This window comes from Joostella atrarenae (genome assembly GCF_021764745.1).
Classification (GTDB): domain Bacteria; phylum Bacteroidota; class Bacteroidia; order Flavobacteriales; family Flavobacteriaceae; genus Galbibacter; species Galbibacter atrarenae.
In genome coordinates this window covers 93,707-116,051 of sequence record NZ_JAETXX010000001.1, presented here as the reverse complement: position 1 = coordinate 116,051, position 22,345 = coordinate 93,707, and the positions used below count along the sequence as shown (strand labels likewise).

Sequence of the window (22,345 nt, the reverse complement as noted above, 5' to 3'; positions counted from 1 at the left end):
TTATCAAGCCAAAGGCTATTCGCTGTAAGCAGGCTCTAAAATTGGTTTTATCGTATTTAGAGCTTTGTGAATAGATTTTATCTGCTCGAAAGTTATAAGTAAACGTAGGCCGTTACGAGTCTCTTTCTCCTTAATCTTCCCAACTTTAGGATGTGCTTGAATGTATTGTAAAATACTTCTAAATCTATCACTTTGATAAAAACTACTTTGTTGGTCAGCAATAAAGTAACCTATCATTTTACCTTGCTTTAAAATAATTCTTTCAAGACCTAATTGAGTAGCAATCCATTTAATTCTTACACTGTTTAGTAAATCTATAGCTTCTTCTGGAAGTTCTCCAAAACGATCTATAAGCTGACTTTCAAATGTTTCTAACTCTTTTTCCGTTTTAATATTGCTTAATTCGCTGTACAATTTTAAACGTTCTGTTATTGCGTTGATATAATCATCTGGGAAAAGCAATTGGAAATCGGTATCCAATTGTGTATCTTTTACATATACCTTGTCTTCTTTTGGAGTATCGTAAAGATCGGCGAATTCATTCTCTTTTAGTTCTTCAATAGCCTCTTGCAGTATTTTTTGATACGTATCAAAACCTATTTCATTCATAAATCCGCTCTGCTCACCACCGAGAATATCTCCAGCACCACGAATTTCTAAATCTTTCATTGCAATATTAAATCCGCTTCCCAGTTCTGTAAATTGCTCCAATGCCTGAATTCTTTTTCTGGCATCTTCCGTCATTACAGAGTATGGAGGTGTTATAAAATAGCAAAATGCCTTCTTATTACTTCGTCCAACACGTCCGCGCATTTGATGCAGGTCTGAAAGACCAAAGTTATTGGCGTTATTAATAAATATTGTGTTTGCATTCGGAACATCAAGTCCACTTTCTATAATAGAAGTAGCTACCAGAACATCAAAATCTCCAGCCATAAAACTCAGCATTAATTGCTCTAGTTTCTTTCCGTCCATCTGGCCGTGTCCGATTCCAATTTTAGCATCAGGAACCAAACGTTGTATCATTCCTGCTACTTCTTTAATGTTTTCAATTCTATTATTGATAAAGAAAACCTGTCCGCCACGTTGAATTTCATAAGAAATAGCATCTCGAATAACTTCTTCATTAAGTTGAATTACGTTACTTTCAATTGGGTATCTATTTGGCGGAGGTGTAGTAATAACAGAAAGATCTCTTGCTGCCATTAAGCTAAATTGTAGCGTTCTCGGAATCGGAGTAGCGGTAAGTGTAAGTACGTCTACATTTTCTTTAATTGTTTTCAGTTTGTCTTTTACGGCAACACCAAACTTCTGCTCCTCATCAACAATAAGAAGGCCGAGGTCTTTAAATTTTACATTTTTATTTACCAATTGGTGGGTTCCTATAATAATATCAACTTTCCCTTCAGCAAGCTTTTCTAGCGTTTCCTTTTTCTCTTTAGCGGTTCTAAAGCGATTTAGATATTCTATGGTTACTGGCATATCAGATAGACGTTCGCTAAATGTTTTCTGATGCTGAAAAGCTAAAATGGTTGTAGGTACTAAAACAGCAACTTGCTTACCATTATCAACTGCTTTAAAAGCTGCTCGAATGGCAACCTCTGTTTTACCAAAACCAACATCCCCACAAACAAGTCTATCCATAGGTTGCTCCTTCTCCATATCTCGTTTTACATCTTCGGTAGCTGTACTTTGATCTGGAGTATCTTCATAAATAAAGGAGGCTTCAAGCTCATTTTGGAGATAACTATCAGGGCCATATTGAAACCCTTTTTCTGTTTTTCTTTTAGCGTATAGTTTAATAAGGTTAAAAGCAATCTCTTTAACCTTACTCTTTGTTTTCTTTTTAAGGTTTTTCCAAGCGGTAGAACCTAGTTTATATATTTTAGGAGTTTTTCCGTCTTTCCCGTTATATTTAGTTATTTTATGAAGCGAATGGATACTTACATATAGGATATCTCGCTCTCCATAAATAAGTTTAATAGCTTCTTGTAATTTCCCCTCAACTTGAATTTTCTGTAAACCACCAAATGTACCAATTCCATGATCGATATGAGTTACATAATCTCCAATTTCCAAATTGGTGAGTTCTTTTAAAGTAATAGCTTGCTTTTTGGAATATCCATTTTTTAAATGAAACTTATGATAGCGTTCAAAAATTTGATGATCGGTATAGCACGCAATTTTATGCTCCTTGTCAATAAACCCTTGAAACATAGAAAAAACGACTGTTTGATAATGAACGTCGACTTCCATGTCGTCAAAAATATCGTGAAAGCGTTTTGCCTGCTGATCACTTACACAAAGGATATAGTTTGTATATCCTTTCTCATGATTTTCATCTAAATCTTCGATTAATAAATCAAATTGTTTATTAAAAGAAGGTTGAGGAGCTATATTAAAGGTTATTGTTTCGTAGTAAGTATCATTGTCTTTAGGTGTACTTAAATCTACGGTTATATATGTTTTAAGCTGATCTTTAAGAAGTGCGCCTGTAGAAAAAAGTTCTTTTGGAGGTGCGTGTTTTATATCTTTAGATAGCTTATCAAAAGCTTCTTCGGCTTTAGTGAATAGACTATCTATTCTTGAAAAAAGAAGCTCGTTATTTTTAATAAAGACAACTGTTTTTACTGAAATATATTTTAAGAAACTTTCACGATCTTCTTCCAGCAGTTTATTTTCAACATTCGGAATAATTGAAATTTTCTTTAGTTTATCAGTTGATAGCTGAGTTTCCACATCAAAAGTACGGATGCTATCTACTTCATCACCAAAAAACTCTATTCGATATGGTTCATCATTAGAAAAGGAAAACACATCTACAATACCACCACGAACTGAAAACTCTCCAGGCTCAGTTACAAAATCTACTCTTTTAAATTTATACTCAAATAGCGTTTCATTTATAAAATCTATAGAAAGCTTATCATTAAGATTTATTTTTAACGTGCTTCGTTCTAATTCTTTTTTGGTGACAACCTTTTCAAAAAGCGCCTCAGGGTAGGTGACAATTATTGCAGGCTTTTTTCGAGAATTAATACGGTTCAATACTTCTGCTCTTAAGAGAACATTTGCATTGTCTGTTTCTTCAATCTGATAAGGTCTACGATAACTTCCAGGATAAAAAAGAACATCCTTTTCGTTTATGAGTTGCTCTAAATCATTTAGATAATAGGCGGCTTCTTCTTTATCATTCAGAATAAATAAAAAAGGTAATTCAGCATCTTCAAATGCATTTGCAATTACAAATGAAAGTGACGATCCTACAAGGCCTTTTAAATGAATGTTATTTTGAGAATTGGCAATAGAACTCCCTAATTTCTGTTGTTGCAGAGATTCTTTATACGTAGTTATAACCTGTTTGAGACCAGGTAGCGTGATTTTTTTACTCACTGAAACTTATTTTACCCCACTAGGTGGGCTTAATTTCCCAACGTAACACGTGGAAAAGATTAATTGCTTTGGACTAACTTCCTTATCAGTAAAACTGTAGGGGAGTTAGCTACAAAGATAAATGAATGTCTTTACAATAGAAAAGCTAAATTAAACTTAAAACCAGGATGAAACTTTTTTATGTAACACTTATTGAATAATTTGAGTGTAAATAAAATAGATATGGATTTAGAATTAAAAGGAAAACGAGCATTTATTTCTGGTTCAACGAAGGGAATTGGATTTGCAATAGCAAAAACACTTGCTAAAGAAGGAGCTGAAGTTGTTATAAACGGAAGAACTCAAAGCTCGATTGATGATGCTATAAAGAGTATTTCTAAGGAAATAGATAATGCAAATGTAACAGGATATGTTTGTGATTTTTCGAGTCCTGAGGAAATAAAATCCTTAATCAGTGCTTTAGGAGAAGTAGATATTTTAATTAATAATGTAGGGGTTTTTGAACCGAAGCCTTTTGAAGAAATATCAGATAATGAATGGCAGCGGTTTTATGATATCAATGTAATGAGTGGCGTTCGTTTATCGCGTGCTTTATTACCAGGAATGAAGAAACGCGATTGGGGTCGTATTATATTTATTTCTAGTGAAAGTGGTATTAATATTCCTGAGGAAATGGTGCATTATGGGATGACGAAGACGGCACAACTTGCAGTCTCTCGTGGAATTGCAGAAACAACAAAAGGTACAAATGTTACGGTTAATGCTGTTTTGCCCGGGCCAACACTTTCAGAAGGAGTTAAAGAGTTTGCAGGAGTAGAGGAAGGAAAAAGGGAAGAGGTTGAAAAGCAGTTTTTTAAAACTGAGCGTCCTACTTCTTTATTGCAGCGATTTGCAAATCCTCAGGAAATAGCAAATATGGTAGTTTATATTGCTAGTCCGCTATCTGCAGCAACTAATGGGGCAGCGCTCCGTGTAGATGGAGGAGTTGTTAAAACTGCATATTAAATTATTAAAAGGAAAGTTTTTATAAAAATTGAGCGTAGTCGGATTAATTTTTCGGCTACGCTCAATTTTATAATTATATGTCGGAAATATTAACTTCTTACTTTTTGTTCCCATTTCCAGGCAGAATCCATTGCTTCATCTAAAGTAGACTTAGCTTGCCATCCTAATTCTTCATTTGCTTTTTTAGTGTCTGCATAAATAGCAGTAACATCTCCAAGACGTCTGTCTACAACTTTATAGTTGAGTTTTTGTCCGCTTACTTTTTCAAAACTTTGAATTACCTCAAAAATAGAACTTCCTTTTCCTGTTCCGATATTAAAAACTTCGTAATTAGATTTGTTTTTGTTTTCAAGTAATCGTTCTAAAGCGGTAACATGTGCTTTTCCTAAATCTACCACATGGATATAATCTCGAACACAAGTTCCGTCTTCAGTAGGATAATCTCCACCGAAAACTAGTAATTGTTCTCTGATTCCGATTGCTGTTTGCGTGATATAAGGAACCAAGTGATGTGGCTTTCCTTGAGGAGTTTCTCCAATGTTAGCACTTGGATGTGCTCCAATTGGATTGAAATAACGTAAAGAAATAGCTTTAATATGCTGATTAACTTTACAAGTGTCTTGGATTATTTCTTCTCCTATTTGTTTTGTGTTACCGTAAGGAGCTTCTGCTTTTTTTACAGGGGCTTCTTCCGTTATAGGCAATTTATCTGTTTCGCCATAAACAGTACAAGATGAACTAAAAATCATCGACATTTCCTTTCTTGCAGAAACTTCTTTCAGAAGATAGATTAATGAATTTAAGTTGTTTTCATAATATAGTAATGGGTTTTCTACACTTTCATTTACAAAAATAGAGGCAGCAAAATGTATAACTCCTGCTATATCTGTGTGTTTTTTAAAGAAAGCAGCAACAGCATCTTTTTCTCTCAAATCGAGTTTCTCGAATTCAGGTTTCTTGCCGGTTATTTTGGTGATAGCATCCAAAACATCAAGAGAAGAATTAGATAGGTTGTCTATAATGATAACTTCAAAACCTTTATTTTGAAGCTCTACAACAGTATGAGACCCTATAAAACCTAGTCCTCCGGTTACTAATATTTTCATTTATAATATTATTGGTGTGAGTTAGGCAAAAGCTATAACTCGGTTAGTTAATAAATTCTTTTATTTTATCGGTGATAAATACAATCTGATCATCATCCAGCTCTGTATGCATAGGTAAAGAAATAACCTCTTTTACCAACTGATTTGTTACTTCAAAATCGCTTTCATTGTAACGAGAATCCATATATGCTTTCTGACTGTGTAATGGAATTGGATAATATACTCCGCAAGGAACTCCATTTTCGTTTAAGAATTTTACTAATTCATCACGTTTACCGTTTGTAATTCTTAAGGTATATTGATGAAAAACGTGGTGATTATTGCTAGCTTCAAGTTCGCCTTCAGCCAACACAGGAGTTATAATATGGTTATGCCCTTTTAATGCTTGGGTATATTTTACGGCAGCTTCTCTTCTTTTCGTATTATAAGTGTCTAACAATGGAAGTTTAGCACGTAAAACCGCAGCTTGAATAGAGTCTAAGCGAGAGTTTACACCAACAACATCATGATGGTAGCGTTCGTACATTCCGTGGTTTACAACACCACGAAGCGTGTGCGCTAATTCATCATCATTAGTGAAAATTGCACCACCATCACCATAACATCCTAAATTTTTAGAAGGAAAGAAAGAGGTTGCTGCAACGTGACCAATAGTACCAGATTTCTTGGTAGTTCCGTCTTTATAAGTGTAATCTGCACCAATTCCTTGAGCATTATCTTCAATTACATATAAGTTATGTTCTTTCGCTATTTCCATAATAGCTTCCATATTGGCACACTGTCCAAAAAGATGAACTGGTACAATAGCTTTTGTTTTTGGAGTAATTGCCTTTTTAATAGCTTCAATGTCTATATTAAAAGTATCAGGCTCCACATCTACCAAAACTGGAGTTAACTGTAATAACGCAATCACTTCTACAGTAGCTGCAAAGGTGAAGTCTACAGTTATAACTTCGTCTCCTGGCTTTAAATTTAATCCCATCATTGCAATTTGCAATGCGTCTGTACCGTTAGCACACGGGATTACATGTTTTACATCTAAATATGTCTCTAATTCTTTTTGGAAATTTTGCACTTCTGGCCCATTTATAAATGCAGCAGATTCTAAAACTTCGGTTATGGAATTGTTTACTTGTTCTTTTATGAAACTATATTGACTTTGTAAGTCAACCATCTGTATTTTCCTCATGGAGATCGATCTTAAGTAGCTACGAAATTACAAAAATTAGTAACCATAGACAATGTATTAACATAAAGTAACGTATTTTAGCCATAAAAGAAATAAAGTGTTTTTTTTATATAATATTTTAGTTTACATCGTCGGTTTTTTTCTGAATATAGCTGCACTTTTTAATAAAAAGCTAGGGCTTTTTGTAAGTGGTCGTAAAGGATTGTTTGATTTTCTGAAAGGGACTATTTCTAAAAACGATAGGGTTATTTGGTTTCATACTGCTTCTTTAGGAGAATTTGAACAAGGACTACCCGTTATTGAAGCTACAAAAAAAGCATATCCATCTCATAAAATTCTAGTTACTTTTTTCTCGCCTTCAGGTTACGAAGTGAAAAAGAATACGGATGTTGCAGATGTTGTTTGTTACCTTCCTTTGGATACAAAATATAATGTAAATCAGTTTCTCGACATTGTAAAACCTGAACTCGCTATTTTCGTGAAGTATGAATTTTGGCCAAATTTCCTTTCAGCATTAAAAAAAGAAAGCATCCCTACTTTATTAATATCAGGTATTTTTAGAGGGGAACAAGCTTTTTTCCATTGGTATGGGAGTTTTATGCGAAAGTCTTTAAAAACATTCAATCACTTTTTTGTTCAAGATGAAAACTCGAAAGAATTACTTTCAGGTATTGGAATTACGAATGTTACCGTAAGTGGAGATACTCGTTTTGATCGTGTAGCAGAAATTTTAGAGCGTGATAATAATTTAGCGTTTATAGAGGAATTTAAGCAAGATAAACTATGTGTTATTGCCGGAAGTACTTGGCCAGAAGATAATAATTTACTTGTAGATTATATAAATAATGAGAGCTCAGGGGAAGTAAAATATATTATTGCACCACATAATGTTAAAGGAGGAGAGATAAGAAAGCTATTAGCAGATTTAAATAAGAAAAGTATTCTATATTCTGAAATGGAAGGGAAACACCTATCGGAATATGAAGTTTTTATTTTAGATACAGTTGGACTGTTAACAAGAACCTATAGTTATGCAGATATTGCATATGTAGGTGGTGGAATGGGGTCTACTGGGCTTCATAATACATTAGAGCCCGCCGTTTTTGGAATTCCAGTGATTATAGGGAAGGAGTATAAAGGATTTTTGGAGGCTGAAAATTTAGTAGAATTAGGAGGTGTTTTATCTGTATCTAATAAAAAAGAATTTAGTGATAAGTTAAGTTATTTAGTTGATAATAAGTCTACTATGAATGATGTTGGAACGATTAATAGCAATTTTATAAATAAAAATAAGGGTGCTAAGATCCAAATAGGACACTTCATACGTAAATTAATTAAATGATTTTTCACAGGAATCTATGTATTGTTAAAATTATGTGAAAATTATTTGTTAGCGAACGGATTATATTCTAAATTCGCATCGCAAAATTTAACTAAAATAATTAAACAAAAAGAACATGAAAAAAGTAATTTTAAGTTTAGCTGTAGTATTAGCAATAGGATTTACAGCTGTTTCTTGTAAAGAAACAACTAAGGAGAAAGCAGAAGATACAATCGAAAGTGCTGCTGATGATGTTGAAGAAGCTGCTGAAGACACTGGAGCTGCAATCGAAAAAGCTGCTGATGATGCTGGGAATGCAATCGACGAGAAAGTTGACGAAGCTGGAGAAGCAATTGATGAGGCTGCAGATGATGCACAAACATCTTTAGATAAAGCTACTACAGATGCAACTGATGCTGCTAACAAAGCGGTTGAAGATACTAAAGCTGCTGCTGATAAAGTTGCTGCTGATGCTGACAAAGCTGCTACAGATGCTAAAAAATCTGCTAATAAAGCAATTGAAAACGCAAAATTATAATATACTAGGAGTAAAATCCTAAAGTATAAATAAGTTAGAGCCCGATACACGTGTATCGGGCTTTTAATTTTTATAGACTTTTATATAGTCTACAATATATTGTAGAGGGAAAATAGTATCATCTACCTCTGGCCCGCCGAAATTACCTCCTACAGCCATATTTACAATTATAAACTGTGGTTTATTAAAAGGCCAATTATCTTCCGTTTTATTTTCAGGAGAATATGTATAAACTAATTGCTCGTCTACAAAGAATTTTATGCTGTTGGGAGTCCATTCAGCTTTAAAAATGTGAAATCCATCTTCTATATTTTTAAAAGTTGTTTTTTGGGAACTTGCATTTGCACCATGTGTATCTGTAGTATGGATAGTTGTGTATACGGTTTCTGGTTCTTTTCCAACATATTCTAAAATATCAATTTCGCCACATTTTGGCCAGCCAACCTCGTTTATATTGGCTCCAAGCATCCAGAATGCCGGCCATATTCCTTGTCCGATAGGAAGTTTAGCTCTTGCTTCGATAGTTCCATATTGGAATTCATGTTTATCTTTAGTGGTAATTCGTGTTGAAGTATAAGTATCTTCGTTTTTTATAGCAGTGATTATAAGATGACCATCTTTTACTTTATGGTTATTCTCTGTATATATTTGACGTTCATTATTTCCCCATCCACAATTATTAGGACAACCATTTCCAAGCTCTATATTCCAATCTGATTCGTTTAATGATGAACCGTTAAAGTTTTCCTCCCATACAAGGTTATCATCTAAGGAAGGATTAAGATCTTGCGCATTACTGTCTTCAGAACAGGAAAAGAATAGCATTGATATGCTAAAGAGTGTTAGTAGTTTCATTTTTGGTTGGTTATAGGTTGAAGTAAATTTAGAAAAAAGAGAGGTAATATTATTGAATTATAGCCATAAAAAAAGCCTCTCGTTTGAGAAGCTTTTTCTTTGTGCGGGTGAAAGGACTCGAACCTTCACACCTTGCGGCACTAGATCCTAAGTCTAGCGTGTCTACCAATTCCACCACACCCGCATGTGATTTTGTGGGTGCAAATATAAGTCATTTTTCCAATAATCAAAGTTTATACACAAAAAAAAATCTTTTTTTGTACATTTGAGTTCATAACAATATACTTCATGGAAAATATTAAGTCGTATATCGATACGCATAAAGATCGATTTATAGCAGAACTCATAGAATTATTAAAGTTACCTTCCGTAAGTGCAGACCCTGCATTTTCTCAAGATGTACTAAACACAGCGGAAGCAGTAAAGGAGGCTTTAGAAAAAGCAGGATGTGAATATGTTGAAGTTTGTGAGACTCCAGGATACCCTATTGTTTTCGGAGAAAAAATTATAGATAAAACATTGCCTACTGTTTTGGTTTATGGACATTATGATGTGCAACCAGCAGATCCTATAGAACTGTGGAATTCGCCACCTTTTGAGCCAATTATTAAAGAAACAGAGATTCATCCAGAGGGTGCAATTTTTGCTCGTGGCGCATGTGATGATAAGGGGCAAATGTATATGCACGTTAAAGCATTGGAGTACATGACCCAAACTAGAAATCTTCCTTGTAACGTGAAATTCATGATTGAAGGAGAGGAAGAGGTAGGTTCTGAAAGTTTAGAATGGTTTGTTCAAAATAACCGTGAAAAGCTTTCTAATGACGTTATTCTAATCTCAGACACTGGAATGATCTCTAAAGAGGTTCCTTCTGTAACTACTGGTCTTCGTGGGCTAAGCTATGTTGAGGTCGAGGTTACAGGGCCTAACAGAGATTTGCATAGTGGTTTGTATGGAGGTGCTGTAGCAAATCCTATCAATGTGCTTAGTAAGATGATTGCTGGCTTGCATGATGAGAACAATCATATTACGGTTCCTGGGTTTTATGATAAAGTAGCTGAGCTTTCCGTTGAAGAGCGTGCTGAAATGGCAAAGGCTCCCTTTTCTTTAGAAGAGTATAAAGATGCTTTAAAATTGAATGATGTTTATGGTGAGAAAGGATACAGTACGAACGAACGTGCAAGTATAAGACCAACTCTAGATGTTAATGGTATTTGGGGAGGTTATATTGGTGAAGGCGCCAAAACTGTTATTGCAAGTACTGCCTATGCAAAAATATCTATGCGATTGGTTCCAGATCAAGATTGGAAAGAAATAACAGAACTTTTTCAGGCCTATTTTGAGAGTCTAGCGCCGAGTGGAGTTCGTGTAAAAGTGAAGCCACATCACGGGGGTTATCCTTATGTTACTCCAATAGATAGTTTAGGATATCAAGCGGCTAGTAAAGCTTATGAGGAAACCTTTGGTAAAACACCTATACCACAGCGTAGTGGAGGTAGTATCCCAATTGTTTCTCTTTTTGAAAAAGAATTAAAAAGCAAAACTATTTTAATGGGATTTGGTTTAAATAGTGACGCGATTCACTCTCCAAACGAACATTATGGAGTTTGGAACTACTTAAAAGGGATTGAAACAATACCTTATTTTTATAAATACTTTGTAGAACTGAGTAAATAAAAATATAGCGTTAATAACGCAAAAGGGGAACGACAATTATATCGTTCCCCTTTTTTGGTGTATGCTATTATAAATTTGATTAAATCGATTTAGGGCTTAAAGGAAAGGAAGCTATTGTTTTAAATCCATTGCTTTCGTTAATGAAGTCTATATTTCCATTAAGTTTTTTTATTAGTTGCTGCAATGATTCTAACCCAACTCCAGATTTTGTTTTCATTTTAATATTATGATTGATTTTTGATTTTTTCTGCCCATTATCTGTAATTAAAACAGTGCAAACTTTATCTTTTATGCTGATCTCAATCATTACTTTTTTTGCATCTGCATGCTTTATTGTGTTGGTTATAGACTCTTTTATTAAATGATAAATTGCTTGCTGCTCTTTTTTGTTTAGAATGTCTGAAATGTTTTCTGGAATGTTAGTTTCTATATCTAATAAACCAACCTCCGTAAATCGAGCTTGTAGATTTTCAGTATACTCTATGATATTAAGACTTTTTTGGTCCTCGTTATCATGAATTAATTGATGTGAATAATTTCGAGACTCTTGATAAAGAGCATCTAACTCGTCAATAATAATATTTAATTTATCTGCTGCTTTTTTTGATGTTGCTTTTTGGGTATAATCAGTAACTAGATATTTAAGGGCTAGCAAACTACTTAGATATTCATTATGAATTTTCTGTCCTATTTCTTTTCTGTTGTCTGTAACTTTTCTGTCTACTTCTTGGAGTGATTCTTCTAGAAGTCTAACCTTTTTATTGTAGGTTTCTTCACTTATTAATGCTTTTATTTTATTTTGTTTGGACTTTAAAATTCCTATTCCAAGAAGAAGGATTAATAATAAGGTACTAGTCGAATATAACAATAGATCTCTATTCTTTTTTTGTTGAATCTCATTTTCGAGTTCCATTATTTTCATCTCCTTTTCACCTACATTATATTTTTTATTGGCTTCAGCAATTAACCCTTGGTATCTGTATATACTTTGAGAAATATTAGTCTCTCGAATTTGAGAATACAAATTGTTAGACCTTTCCGTATCTCCTTTGTCGAGATAATACTTGTAGAGAGTCTCTCCTAAAAGTTCTTTGTATAAATAGTCTGTAGGAGCTTTAACTTCTACTGTATCATAAAAATTAAAGGCTTCTTCTTGTTTATTGTCTTTTATTTGTAATAATGCGTTTAAAGTTTTTATACGATATGATGATGAAAAATAGGTGTTAGTTAAAACACTTTCTAAGTTTATTTCTTCAAATTCTTTTTTAGCATTTTCAAAGTCTCCTTTTAAGTAATGGATAAAGCTCTGATGAAAGGTAGAATTAGAATTTATATGTGAAGGATCGGAGCCTGGAACTTGATGAGATATAATAGTGTCTAAATTTTGTTGTGCTAATTCTAGATAGGCATCATTGTTAGAATCAATAAATTGTAATGTGGGTATTTCAACTTTTATATCTTTTTTTACACGGTTGATGTATGATTTAAACTGTATTGTAGAATAAATAGAAGCTATTGAATCTGCTTTTACACAGTTTTTAAGTGCTTTGTCGAATTGAAAAGTTTGAAAATTGGCATATCCCATTGTGATATATGCATTTGGGAGATAAGCTAGATCTTCTACTTTATCACTATAACTTATAATTTCGTTTAGCTTATCAATAGCTTTTCCATATTGATTATTTTCAATTAGATAGGTTGCGTTTAGGGAGCCTCTCATAAAAAGTTGATAGTAATGACCTTCTTTGTTATTTCCGATTAAAGATTTTAGGGTATCTCCGTATCTAAATGTTTGTAAGCTATCTTTATGATTGTGATTAAAATTGTATAGCATCAACATAAACGATGCGTCAATCCTATCTTTGCCTTTAAGTTTATAGGCGTTTTGTTTAACAATTTCTATTAAAGAGTCTTTCTCTTTCTTATACTCTGAATGTGCTAATGAGTTATGATCTAATACACGCAATAACTCCATTAACTTAATGTCTTTCCTATCGGTAGGTTTAAGAGTGTCTTGTATAACATTATAAAACTCTTCGCTCAGCTCATATTGAGAAAAGCAAAGTTGTGTTATAAGAAATAATGATATGGATAGAAATAATTTTTTTACCATATATCTAAAACTAATTAACTAATATTATAAACTAACGCCAAATTTAAAAGCGAATCTGTTTCCTTCTTTTGAGTTAAAGAAAGATAGGTCTAAGTTAATTAATTTACTTGCAATAATATAGAGTCCACCACCAAAAGAATTGTGCCAAACGTTGGAGTCGTCATTTCTTACCCATACACGTCCGTAATCAACACCTCCGTATATCCCCAATTGCATTGGTAGTATTCTAGTTTTAAAAGAGTTGAATGTATACCTTACATCACCATTAAAAACAAGACTATTTTTTCCTGTAAACCTATTGATACGGTATCCTCTTAAACCACTATTACCTCCTAGGAATGGCGCCTGATAAAATTCATAGTCATTTCCAAAAGTCAAATTACTTTGTACGTTAGATTTTAAAACTAATTTTTTGTTTTTAGTTAATCTATTATAAAAAGTCAACTTTGGCTTTAAGTATCCGAAACCATTTTTATCAGAATCTGAAAGATAGAAAGTATATCCAGTTTCTATATCAAAATACATTCCTCGGCTAGGGTTAATATCTAAATCATAACTTTCATAAGTGTATTTAGCTTCTAGAGTAGCAAAATATTTCCAATCGTAAAAAAGTGCATTGTTACTTAGTCCCCCTACAAAACGATCGTCTATTTTATCAACTTCTGCACCTTCAAAAATAAATCTAGCATTAAAAGTACTTCCGTAGAAAGATCTTCTAACAACTCCTAAATGGGTAGAGAAATTGCTGAGGTTTGTTCTGTAATAATCCATCCCTAATTCATCTTCATTATTTTCAGTTTCATTTCCATAGCCATAAAAATTCCTAGCATAAGTAGCACTGTTGTACCTTGCGCCATAGGTTAGATTTAATTTCTTGAAAAGACCACCAGCTTCTCCGTCATATTTAAGTTCTATACCTTGAGTTGCAAAATGGTAACGAGCACTTACAGAATGTCTGGTAGAGAAAGGATTTTTCTCGAAACCAAAATTTGTGATACTATAGTTTAAACCAGCAATAATTCCAGCATCTGGGTTAAAACCTAGTCCAGGGATTATAATTCTAGACGAGTATTTATTTTTATTATAAGTAAAGATATTATTCTCATAAATATCTGTAAATCGTTTTGTTCCTCCATTATTTACAGCGATAGTATTCTTTTTAGTCTTATAATCGTAAAATCGAACACGTTTTCCGTTAACGATTTTGAAGGTGTCATTATTCTGTCCACCAATAAGGCGTACTAATATTCTCTTTTTACCGTTTCCAGTAACTTCAAAGACATCTTTGTCATCAAGTCCATAAATCCAGATTTCTTTTGTTTGTTTTTTATTATATGTTTTATCAACTATAAGATCTGCTTTTTCTCCACCTTTAATACGATGAATTATCACTCTAGTTTCGTTGTTATCTGTACGTATAACTTCAATATAATCATCTTTATCTGTACCTCTAAGAATTACAACTTCGTTTAATATCTTATAGTAGTCTTTAGCAATATCCGTAAGTAAATTTTTTCTTCCTTTTAGAATAGATTTGATTTCTTCTGCTGATTCATTTTGAACCTCTTTAGGGAAGTTCTCGAAAGCCTCCTCTATAATTGTATTACTAAGATTATCTTGAATATATTTTGCTTGTGTTACCCAATTCTCTTCAGTTGTATTCTGTAAAAGAATTCTATCCATAGGAAAAGGCTCGGTATTGAACCATTCTAAATTTTTTAATTCAGGTTCATATTTTTGCATCATTTTAGCAGGAGCAGCTAGTGTTCTTATGGAGCCTAAAAAAGCACCGTCAAAATCGGAATATGCTTGATCACGATCTCTAGGGATAGGTCTGTATAAAACGGTACTATCTTGATCGAATTCTGCCCATCTCCATTGGTCAGTATGTCTGTCCCAATCTCCAATAAGCATATCAAAAAGACGAGCTCTTATGTATGCATTTTCATCAAGTTTATATTTTTCATCATCTCTTAAATTATCAAAGAAATCATCTGTACTTTCAATTTTTTCTGTATAACCGAAATTCGCAACATTTTTATGTTCATCAGAAGGGCGCTCTTCAATCATATACAGTTCATCTCCATAATTGTCATTATACTTTCCTAGTGCTTTTTGTTTTGGAACGTAGTATAATTTAGGGTTTGTATGGTATATTCCAATAGCTTTAGAAAGAGTAGGGATTGTGTATGCTGCGTATGGATGTGCTGTGGTGTAAAAATCCAAAAGGATATCTTCTGGAAGTGTCGAAGATAGATCTTCATTAGAGAGCACTTTGTCTTTTAAAACAACAGTCTGCAGAAATTGTACAGCACTTTTCTTAACTGCTCTCATATTAAATTCTCTCCCTTCTTTATCTACTAAACGCAGTGTTTTAGTTTGGTGTCCGCCACCCATTCTAGAAGGTTTTAATCCGCCGTAAAGAGTGTCTAAAATTGCAACTTTAGCATTTATTTCTGTACCATAGATATCGCGATAATGATCTCCCCAAAAACCAGCATATGCATTGCTAACTTCTGTTTTTTCCTTTGGGTAAGCAGTTGTAGCTATATATTCTGGATATGTTTCTGGGAAGTCTAATGTTTTTGGTGCAGGTGTAGGAGGATAAATTTCTTTCTGAAAAGCTATTTCTTCATTTCCATTCTCATCTGCTGTGTAAAAACGAACCCACGAAGATCCATCCTTAAAAATGTCAAGTGTAGCATATCCTTGTTTTCCAGAGGTAAAAAGGGCATAATCAGTAAGCTTTGCAGCTCCATTTTTAGAACCAGCACCTGCAATAATCTGTTTTATAGTATTTGATTCTATATATTGTTGATTATGCTCGTGTCCGCTCGTAAATATTACATTTGCAGGAGCATCAATGGCTAAAGACTGGAGTTTATTGGATAATTCTTTATAACGTTCGTTTTGTATATCTTGGATAGAAACACCTCCAGATTTTCTTACATGGTCGATTACAGTAGCAACTCCTGGTAACGGGATGTAATTCTGAAAAGGGAAAAGCTGACTTTTAGCAGGGAAATGACCGCCGTGAGAGCCATATGTAAATAGAGGATGGTGAATGGCAACAATAACCGTTTTCCCTTCATTCTTTTTAAGCATCCCTTCAAATTCTATAAAGAATTTTTTTCTTGTCTTTATTTCACAATCATCATTTATGGTTGGGTGTCTATCCCAGTCTTCTAAAAACCATTGTGAGTCTATAGTAATTAAATGTACAGAGTCAGAGATCTCTATTTCATCTATACCACAAGCATCACTGGGAAGTAATACTTTTTTTTCTTGTATTATATTTTCAATAAAATCTTCTTGTCTTTCTATACCGTCAATTCCGCCATTATACCAATCATGATTTCCAGGGATGAAGAAAGTTGTTCCCTTGAAGTTTTTTACAGCGTCAATTTGTGATTTTAATTGATGTTCTGCATTTTCTCTATTCTTAGCTCCTTTTTTTGGCATCCCATTAGGGTAGATGTTATCTCCTAAGAAAATCATATAATCTTTTGAAGTACTTTTCTGTACTGAGTTCTCAAGAAGCGCTAGCCCATCAGCCTTACCATCTGCGGGAGAATTTCCAGCATCTCCAATCAGGAAAAACCTTCTGTCAAGCTCTTTGTCGGGGTATGACTCGGAATAGGAACCTTCTTTATATTTTGTTTTATAGGTAGCACATGCACTAATAAATAAGAATATTACTAAGAAAGGTAAAAGGCGATTTTTCATTATCTGCGGTATAAATAAAATATTTATTGTAATATTATGCATAATAAACAATAGTAAAAAGTCTATGAGCGAAATTATTGATAAATCTTCTAGTTATGTGAAAGATTTACTAGCATCAAGGTTAGATAAACGTCATATATATCACAATACAACTCATACATTAAGGGTGGTAGCGGGTGTAGAAAAACTTTGTGAGGCTTTAAACGTTTCTGAAGAGGAAAGAGAGTTGGTAATGTTGGCAGCTTGGTTTCATGATACTGGCTATACATCTAGGATAGACGGACATGAAGGTGAAAGTTGTAAAATTGCTGCTGCTTATTTGCAAGAGCAAGGGTACGGAGAAAATAAAATCAAAGAAGTCTCCAGTATTATTATGGCCACTGGAATGGGTGTTAAGCCTAATAACGAGCTAGAAATGATAATTAAAGATGCAGATAGCTCCCATTTATCCAAAGACAGTTATATTAATACGTCAGAAATTCTAAGACAAGAGCTAGCACTTACAGGTGTTAAAGAATATACTATTGAAGAATGGCGTAAGCTTAATATCATTCTTTTTACTACTGAACATCAATATTACACGACTTATGCTAAAGAGAATTGGCAACAAGGTAAAAGTGATAATTTAGCGTTACTTGTGGAAAAAGATAAAAAAGAAAAACGCCGAGTAAAGAAAGAACAATTAAAGGCACAAATAAAAGGAGAGAGTCCTGAGAGAGGGGTGCAAACCTTATATAGAGTAGCACTTCGAAATCATATAAAACTTAGTGATATAGCAGATACAAAAGCAAATATTTTACTCTCTGTAAATGCTATTATTATTTCTCTAGCACTTTCTAGTTTGATTCCGAAGCTTGATAGTCCTTCTAATCAACATTTAATAATTCCAACCTTAATATTAGTTGTCTTTAGTGTTGCTTCGATTGTTTTTGCCATTTTATCTACAAAACCCAATGTTACTAGTGGAGAGTTTACAGATGAAGATGTCAAAGCTCGAAAAGTGAACTTACTATTCTTCGGAAACTTTCATAAAGTGCCTTATGATAGATATGAACGTGCGCTTAGAGAAATGACAAACGACAAGCAATATATATACGACTCTTTAACAAAGGATCTTTACTATTTGGGAATCGTATTGGCTAGAAAGTACCGATTATTAAGAACCACTTATACCGTTTTTATGATAGGTATTATATGTTCAGTACTTTCTTTTATTATTGCTTTTATGTCTATTTAGCAATTACTTTTGCTAGATCATCAAATGTAAGAGGGCTTTTATTGTTTTCATTTTTATATAAAACACCAACTCTAATTGCCTTTAGTCCGCTTACACCTTGTAATTCTTCAAGGTCTAAGATCTCTAAATCGTTATGCAACACTTTCTTTGCCTGTAGAAGTCTTACATAGCGTAGGTACTCGTTTTCATCCTTTTTCTGAGAATATATGATTGTAATATTTCCAGGTTTTGTAACACGCTCATTTGTGCCTTTTATAAAAGCTTTATCAATTCGTTTTTTAATCACTTCATAGCGGGCATTGTATGTTCCGTCAACATCAAAATGTTTCTCATCCATTCTAAATTTTATAGAAAGGGGAGAGCTGTGAACTAAAATTAATGAGGCAACATCCAAAGATATCTCTAAGTTTGGTCTTAGGTCATAATACTCATTCTCCATTTCACACATAACCTCTAGTTGCCATAACTTAAGGTTTTGTAAAAACACTTCACTAAAATTATTAGAAGGGTTTATAGATTTTCCGATGTACATGGTATGCTCTACACCATCGGTTTTATATCTTTCAAAGAAATGCGGAAACATTTTCTGAGCATCTTTTTGTTCATGATCAATAATTTTAGACATTTTTTTATTGATCAACATAATCGTATCATCATATTCACGTCTGTGATGATAGATCATATTTGTACCTGTGTTTAGTGCATTTTCATATTCTTCAACAAGCTTTTTTAAGTCAGGATTTATATTGCTTACCTGTTTTAATGCTGGATGAATTTCTTCAAAAAGAAAGTCTATAATATTCTGTTCTGAACTTGTTTGAAATGTTTCTTTAACTTCCTTTAAAAAAGAATTTATCCGAAAGCTATATTCTTCATAAATAGGCATTTTACCTATTTTAGTGGCGCTGTTAAAGATATTGTTAATCATTTCAAGTTGAATGATTAGATCCTTTTGTGTGGCGTCATTTCTAGCTCGAGATGAATCTTTGATATCTATTTGTCCATAAAGAGGATATACATTTTTAAATGAAATATCACTAAATGAAGGGTTGTTCCCTTTACTTTTTTCTTTTATATATTTTTTGGCTTCATTTACAAACTTCCATTTTACACTCTCATGAAGAGAAGTATATTCATTCTGAATAATAGCTTCGATGGAGTTTATGTGTTCTATTTTATTTCTCACTACAGCAGAAATAATATAAGGCATAACTTCATTTAGTTTGTTTGCATTAATGCTGTTGAGGTCATGCTTTCTTTCAGAAACTAATTCTAAAACACCTAGTAATTGTTTGTCATTTGCAATAGGAATCAGAATGGCACTTTTAAACCCTTGGTTATGTAGTGCTCTATACGGCATAGCGCCTTCACTTAGATCGTAGTATTTTTCTACATCAGAAATTGTAAAATACTTTTTATCATCCAAAATGGCTTTATAAGAATTTTCACATAACACATCCATGCAGTTTTCCTCAGCATTTTCATTTAAAAGATAGCTAGGCATACTGGTAGTGAGTTTTTCAAAACTCAATGTGTTTTCGTCATAAGATGAATATCCTGTGTGTAGGTCTTTAATTCCGAAAATAGATCTAAAAATATCCTGAAATCGGTCTAGTAATACACCATCGCTTAAAGACTGTTCTAATAAAGCTGTTTTTAGAGAAGAAATGGAGTCGTCTATTGTAACATCAAAAATGTTAGAAATTATAAAACCATTTGCTTCCCAACTATTAGGAGGGAATTTTTCTTTCCATAGGTCAAGATTGTCAAAACCATCTAAAAGTTGATCTATATCTTCTTGCGTAATTGTAGGAGCATCTTTAGTTGGCTTAAGTTCCATGAAGTCGGCATTATATAATATTCTATAATGACGATTTATTCCTTCGCTGTCTGGAATATCATAAAAGAGAGGCATTTTAAATGAAAGATCTTTTTTATAATTAAGCGATAGAATGGCTGCACATTGTATAATGTACATCTCATTTTCAGGAATATTTCTTAATTCTAAAGAAAAATCTTTTCCTGCATCTTTTATAATTTTTTTAAACCGTTCCGAAGATTTAAAAACAGCATCATCATAGGCGAGTCCAGCAGTTTTTATCTCATTATTGGAGAGAACAGGGTTAAATATATCTCCTAATATTGTATTTATCGGCTCTTTGTAATCGTTTATTTTTTCTATGTCAGAAAATCCAGCTCTTAATTCTGGATATTGATCTGCTACTGCCAATATTTTTTTAGCTTTATCGGCAACTGCTTCATCTTCACTCTTTGCTAACTCGTCATACATTCCAAGAAGCTTATTAAAACTTACTTTTAATTGGAATGGAGAATCGTATGTGTAGTTTTTCATATTATAAAGATACTGAATATATTACTATTTACTAGTCGTACAAAAGTGATAAAACTTGCAACTATAATGATCTTGAAATACTTTTACCAAAAAAAAGATATGATAGAAGTTATAAAAGAAGCGATTAAAGAGGAGCGACAAATGCTCTTAGATCATAATTTGTATGCTCAAATTGAGCGCCCTGAGCATTTACAAATTTTTTTAAAGCACCATGTGTATGCTGTTTGGGATTTTATGTCGCTATTAAAAGCACTTCAAAATAATTTAACTTGTACAGAGCTTCCATGGAGACCAAAAGGAAACCCTCAGACTCGTTATTTAATTAATGAAATTGTTTTAGGCGAAGAAACAGATATTGATGAGAATGGAGTTTATAAAAGTCATTACGAGATGTACCTAGAAGCAATGGAGGCTTGCAATACAGATACAAAAGAGATTATAGATTTTGTTGATAATGTCAAGGAAATGGATACCATTCTCGAAGCTATTGATAACTCAGAACTACATACTAGCATTAAAGAGTTTTTAAGTTTTTCATTTGAATTGATTGTCGAAGGAAAACCTCATAAGATAGCATCAGCTTTTACTTTTGGGCGAGAAGATCTTATTCCAGATATGTTTACAGCAATCTTGAAAAATATGCAAAGTGATTTTCCAAATTTAGAGTTGCAGCAATTAATTTATTATTTTGAAAGACATATTGAAGTTGATGGAGATACTCATGGTCCGTTAGCTCATAAAATGATTGCAGAGCTTTGTGGTGATGACAATAAAAAATGGGAAGAAGTAAAAGAGGTAGCCATTACTTCCCTCCAAAAGCGAATTATATTATGGGACGGAATAGAAAAGGAAATTTCTGAAGCAGCGTTGGTGTAAATTCACTAATTTTAATAGATGTTTACACAAAAACATTTTGATAAAGCGTATGAAAATGCGAAGGTGATCGATTTTGATGATTCATCTAAATTTATCTTTTTTAGTGATTGCCACAGGGGAGATAATACTTTTGCAGACGATTTTGCCAATAATCGAAATACTTATTTTCATGCGCTTAAGCAATATTATAAAGGAGGTTTTACCTATTGCGAATTAGGCGATGGGAATGAGTTGTGGGAAAACACCCAATTTAAAACTGTATTCGAAGCTCATAAAAATATCTTCTTATTGCTGAAACAATTCTACGATGATAATAGACTGTATTTAATATATGGCAATCACGATATGGTTTACAGTGACCCGAAGGTGGTAAAAAAGGATTATGATACTTGGTTAGATCCTAATTTAGGAGAGAAAGTTCCCTTTATGCCTGGATTAACATACTACGAAAGTATTATTTTAAAACATAAAAATACAGGTCAGAAAATATTTATAGCTCATGGTCACCAAGCAGATTGGTGGAATTATATTTTTTGGAAATGGAGCCGATTTATGGTTCGCGTAGTATGGAGACCTTTACAAGTTGTTGGGATTTCAGACCCTACGAGTCCAGCAAAGAATAATACAGAGCTTATTAAAGTTGAAAGACGTACCAAAAAATGGATTGCAAATAAAAATAATCAGTTTACGATTACAGGGCATACGCACAGACCTAGATTTCCTGAACCTGGTGATTTGGCTTATTTTAATGATGGGAGTTGTGTGCATCCTCGGAGTATAACAGGAATTGAGATTGAAAATGGCGCTATTACTCTTATAAAATGGAATTTAGATACCACTGAAGAAGGTTTTTTGCATGTGGTAAGATCGGTTTTAGAAGGCCCAAAGAAACTCATAGATTATAAAACGTCATAAATAGTTAAAGAACTTATTAGTAAGTAAAAGTTTTTTACTAG

Annotated in this window: 14 protein-coding genes and 1 tRNA gene; 7 read left to right on the top strand and 8 right to left on the bottom strand. The window is 33.2% G+C overall.

The features are described 5' to 3' along the window. Positions 1-15: 15 nt before the first annotated feature. Positions 16-3,393, bottom strand: a complete 3,378-nt coding sequence (gene mfd / locus JM658_RS00510; RefSeq protein ID WP_236957271.1) for a transcription-repair coupling factor — start codon at positions 3,391-3,393, stop codon at positions 16-18. 222 nt (positions 3,394-3,615) lie between these two features. Here mfd and JM658_RS00505 point away from each other — a divergent pair, with 222 nt between their 5' ends. After that, on the top strand, positions 3,616-4,398 hold the full coding sequence (locus JM658_RS00505; protein ID WP_236957270.1) for an SDR family NAD(P)-dependent oxidoreductase: 783 nt from the start codon (positions 3,616-3,618) through the stop codon (positions 4,396-4,398). A gap of 89 nt (positions 4,399-4,487) precedes the next feature. Here the strand turns inward: JM658_RS00505 and galE are convergent, their stop codons facing one another. Both galE and JM658_RS00495 read right to left on the bottom strand, forming a co-directional pair. Next, a complete protein-coding gene (gene galE, locus JM658_RS00500; protein WP_236957269.1) occupies positions 4,488-5,504 on the bottom strand; it encodes a UDP-glucose 4-epimerase GalE in 1,017 nt (338 codons plus the stop codon). A gap of 43 nt (positions 5,505-5,547) precedes the next feature. Beyond that, complete coding sequence (locus JM658_RS00495) at positions 5,548-6,693, bottom strand: DegT/DnrJ/EryC1/StrS family aminotransferase (protein WP_236957268.1); 1,146 nt, start codon at positions 6,691-6,693, stop codon at positions 5,548-5,550. A 97-nt stretch (positions 6,694-6,790) separates the two neighbouring features. Between JM658_RS00495 and JM658_RS00490 the strand changes: the two genes are divergently transcribed. Both JM658_RS00490 and JM658_RS00485 read left to right on the top strand, forming a co-directional pair. After that, a complete protein-coding gene (locus tag JM658_RS00490; RefSeq protein WP_236957267.1) occupies positions 6,791-8,035 on the top strand; it encodes a 3-deoxy-D-manno-octulosonic acid transferase in 1,245 nt (414 codons plus the stop codon). 115 nt (positions 8,036-8,150) lie between these two features. Further along, entirely contained in the window at positions 8,151-8,552 is a 402-nt protein-coding gene (locus JM658_RS00485; protein ID WP_236957266.1) for a prolipoprotein diacylglyceryl transferase, read from the top strand. A gap of 63 nt (positions 8,553-8,615) precedes the next feature. Here JM658_RS00485 and JM658_RS00480 read toward each other — a convergent pair whose 3' ends face one another. Together JM658_RS00480 and JM658_RS00475 are read right to left on the bottom strand one after the other, a co-directional pair. Further along, entirely contained in the window at positions 8,616-9,407 is a 792-nt protein-coding gene (locus JM658_RS00480; RefSeq protein WP_236957265.1) for a glycoside hydrolase family 16 protein, read from the bottom strand. A 102-nt stretch (positions 9,408-9,509) separates the two neighbouring features. Continuing rightward, a tRNA-Leu gene (locus JM658_RS00475) sits at positions 9,510-9,591 on the bottom strand. Between the two features lie 104 nt (positions 9,592-9,695). Between JM658_RS00475 and JM658_RS00470 the strand changes: the two genes are divergently transcribed. After that, positions 9,696-11,084, top strand: coding sequence for a dipeptidase (locus JM658_RS00470; protein ID WP_236957264.1), 1,389 nt, complete (start codon positions 9,696-9,698; stop codon positions 11,082-11,084). Positions 11,085-11,163: 79 nt separating this feature from the next. Here JM658_RS00470 and JM658_RS00465 read toward each other — a convergent pair whose 3' ends face one another. Continuing rightward, entirely contained in the window at positions 11,164-13,197 is a 2,034-nt protein-coding gene (locus JM658_RS00465) for a sensor histidine kinase (protein ID WP_236957263.1), read from the bottom strand. Positions 13,198-13,221: 24 nt separating this feature from the next. Continuing rightward, entirely contained in the window at positions 13,222-16,923 is a 3,702-nt protein-coding gene (locus JM658_RS00460; protein ID WP_236957262.1) for a metallophosphoesterase, read from the bottom strand. Between the two features lie 64 nt (positions 16,924-16,987). Here JM658_RS00460 and JM658_RS00455 point away from each other — a divergent pair, with 64 nt between their 5' ends. After that, positions 16,988-18,160 carry a Pycsar system effector family protein gene (locus JM658_RS00455; protein ID WP_236957261.1) on the top strand — a complete coding sequence of 391 codons (1,173 nt, stop codon included), beginning with the start codon at positions 16,988-16,990 and terminating at the stop codon, positions 18,158-18,160. Here JM658_RS00455 and JM658_RS00450 read toward each other — a convergent pair. Next, positions 18,153-20,513, bottom strand: a complete 2,361-nt coding sequence (locus JM658_RS00450) for a GAF domain-containing protein (protein WP_236957260.1) — start codon at positions 20,511-20,513, stop codon at positions 18,153-18,155. The genes JM658_RS00455 and JM658_RS00450 overlap by 8 nt on opposite strands. Before the next feature lie 99 nt (positions 20,514-20,612). On the opposite strand from JM658_RS00450, the gene JM658_RS00445 reads away from it, so the two are divergent. Together JM658_RS00445 and JM658_RS00440 are read left to right on the top strand one after the other, a co-directional pair. After that, the gene (locus JM658_RS00445) at positions 20,613-21,389 is read left to right on the top strand and encodes a DUF3050 domain-containing protein (RefSeq protein ID WP_236957259.1); all 777 of its coding nucleotides are present in this window, start codon (positions 20,613-20,615) and stop codon (positions 21,387-21,389) included. 18 nt (positions 21,390-21,407) lie between these two features. Then, positions 21,408-22,304 carry a metallophosphoesterase gene (locus JM658_RS00440; RefSeq protein WP_236957258.1) on the top strand — a complete coding sequence of 299 codons (897 nt, stop codon included), beginning with the start codon at positions 21,408-21,410 and terminating at the stop codon, positions 22,302-22,304. Positions 22,305-22,345: the final 41 nt, after the last annotated feature.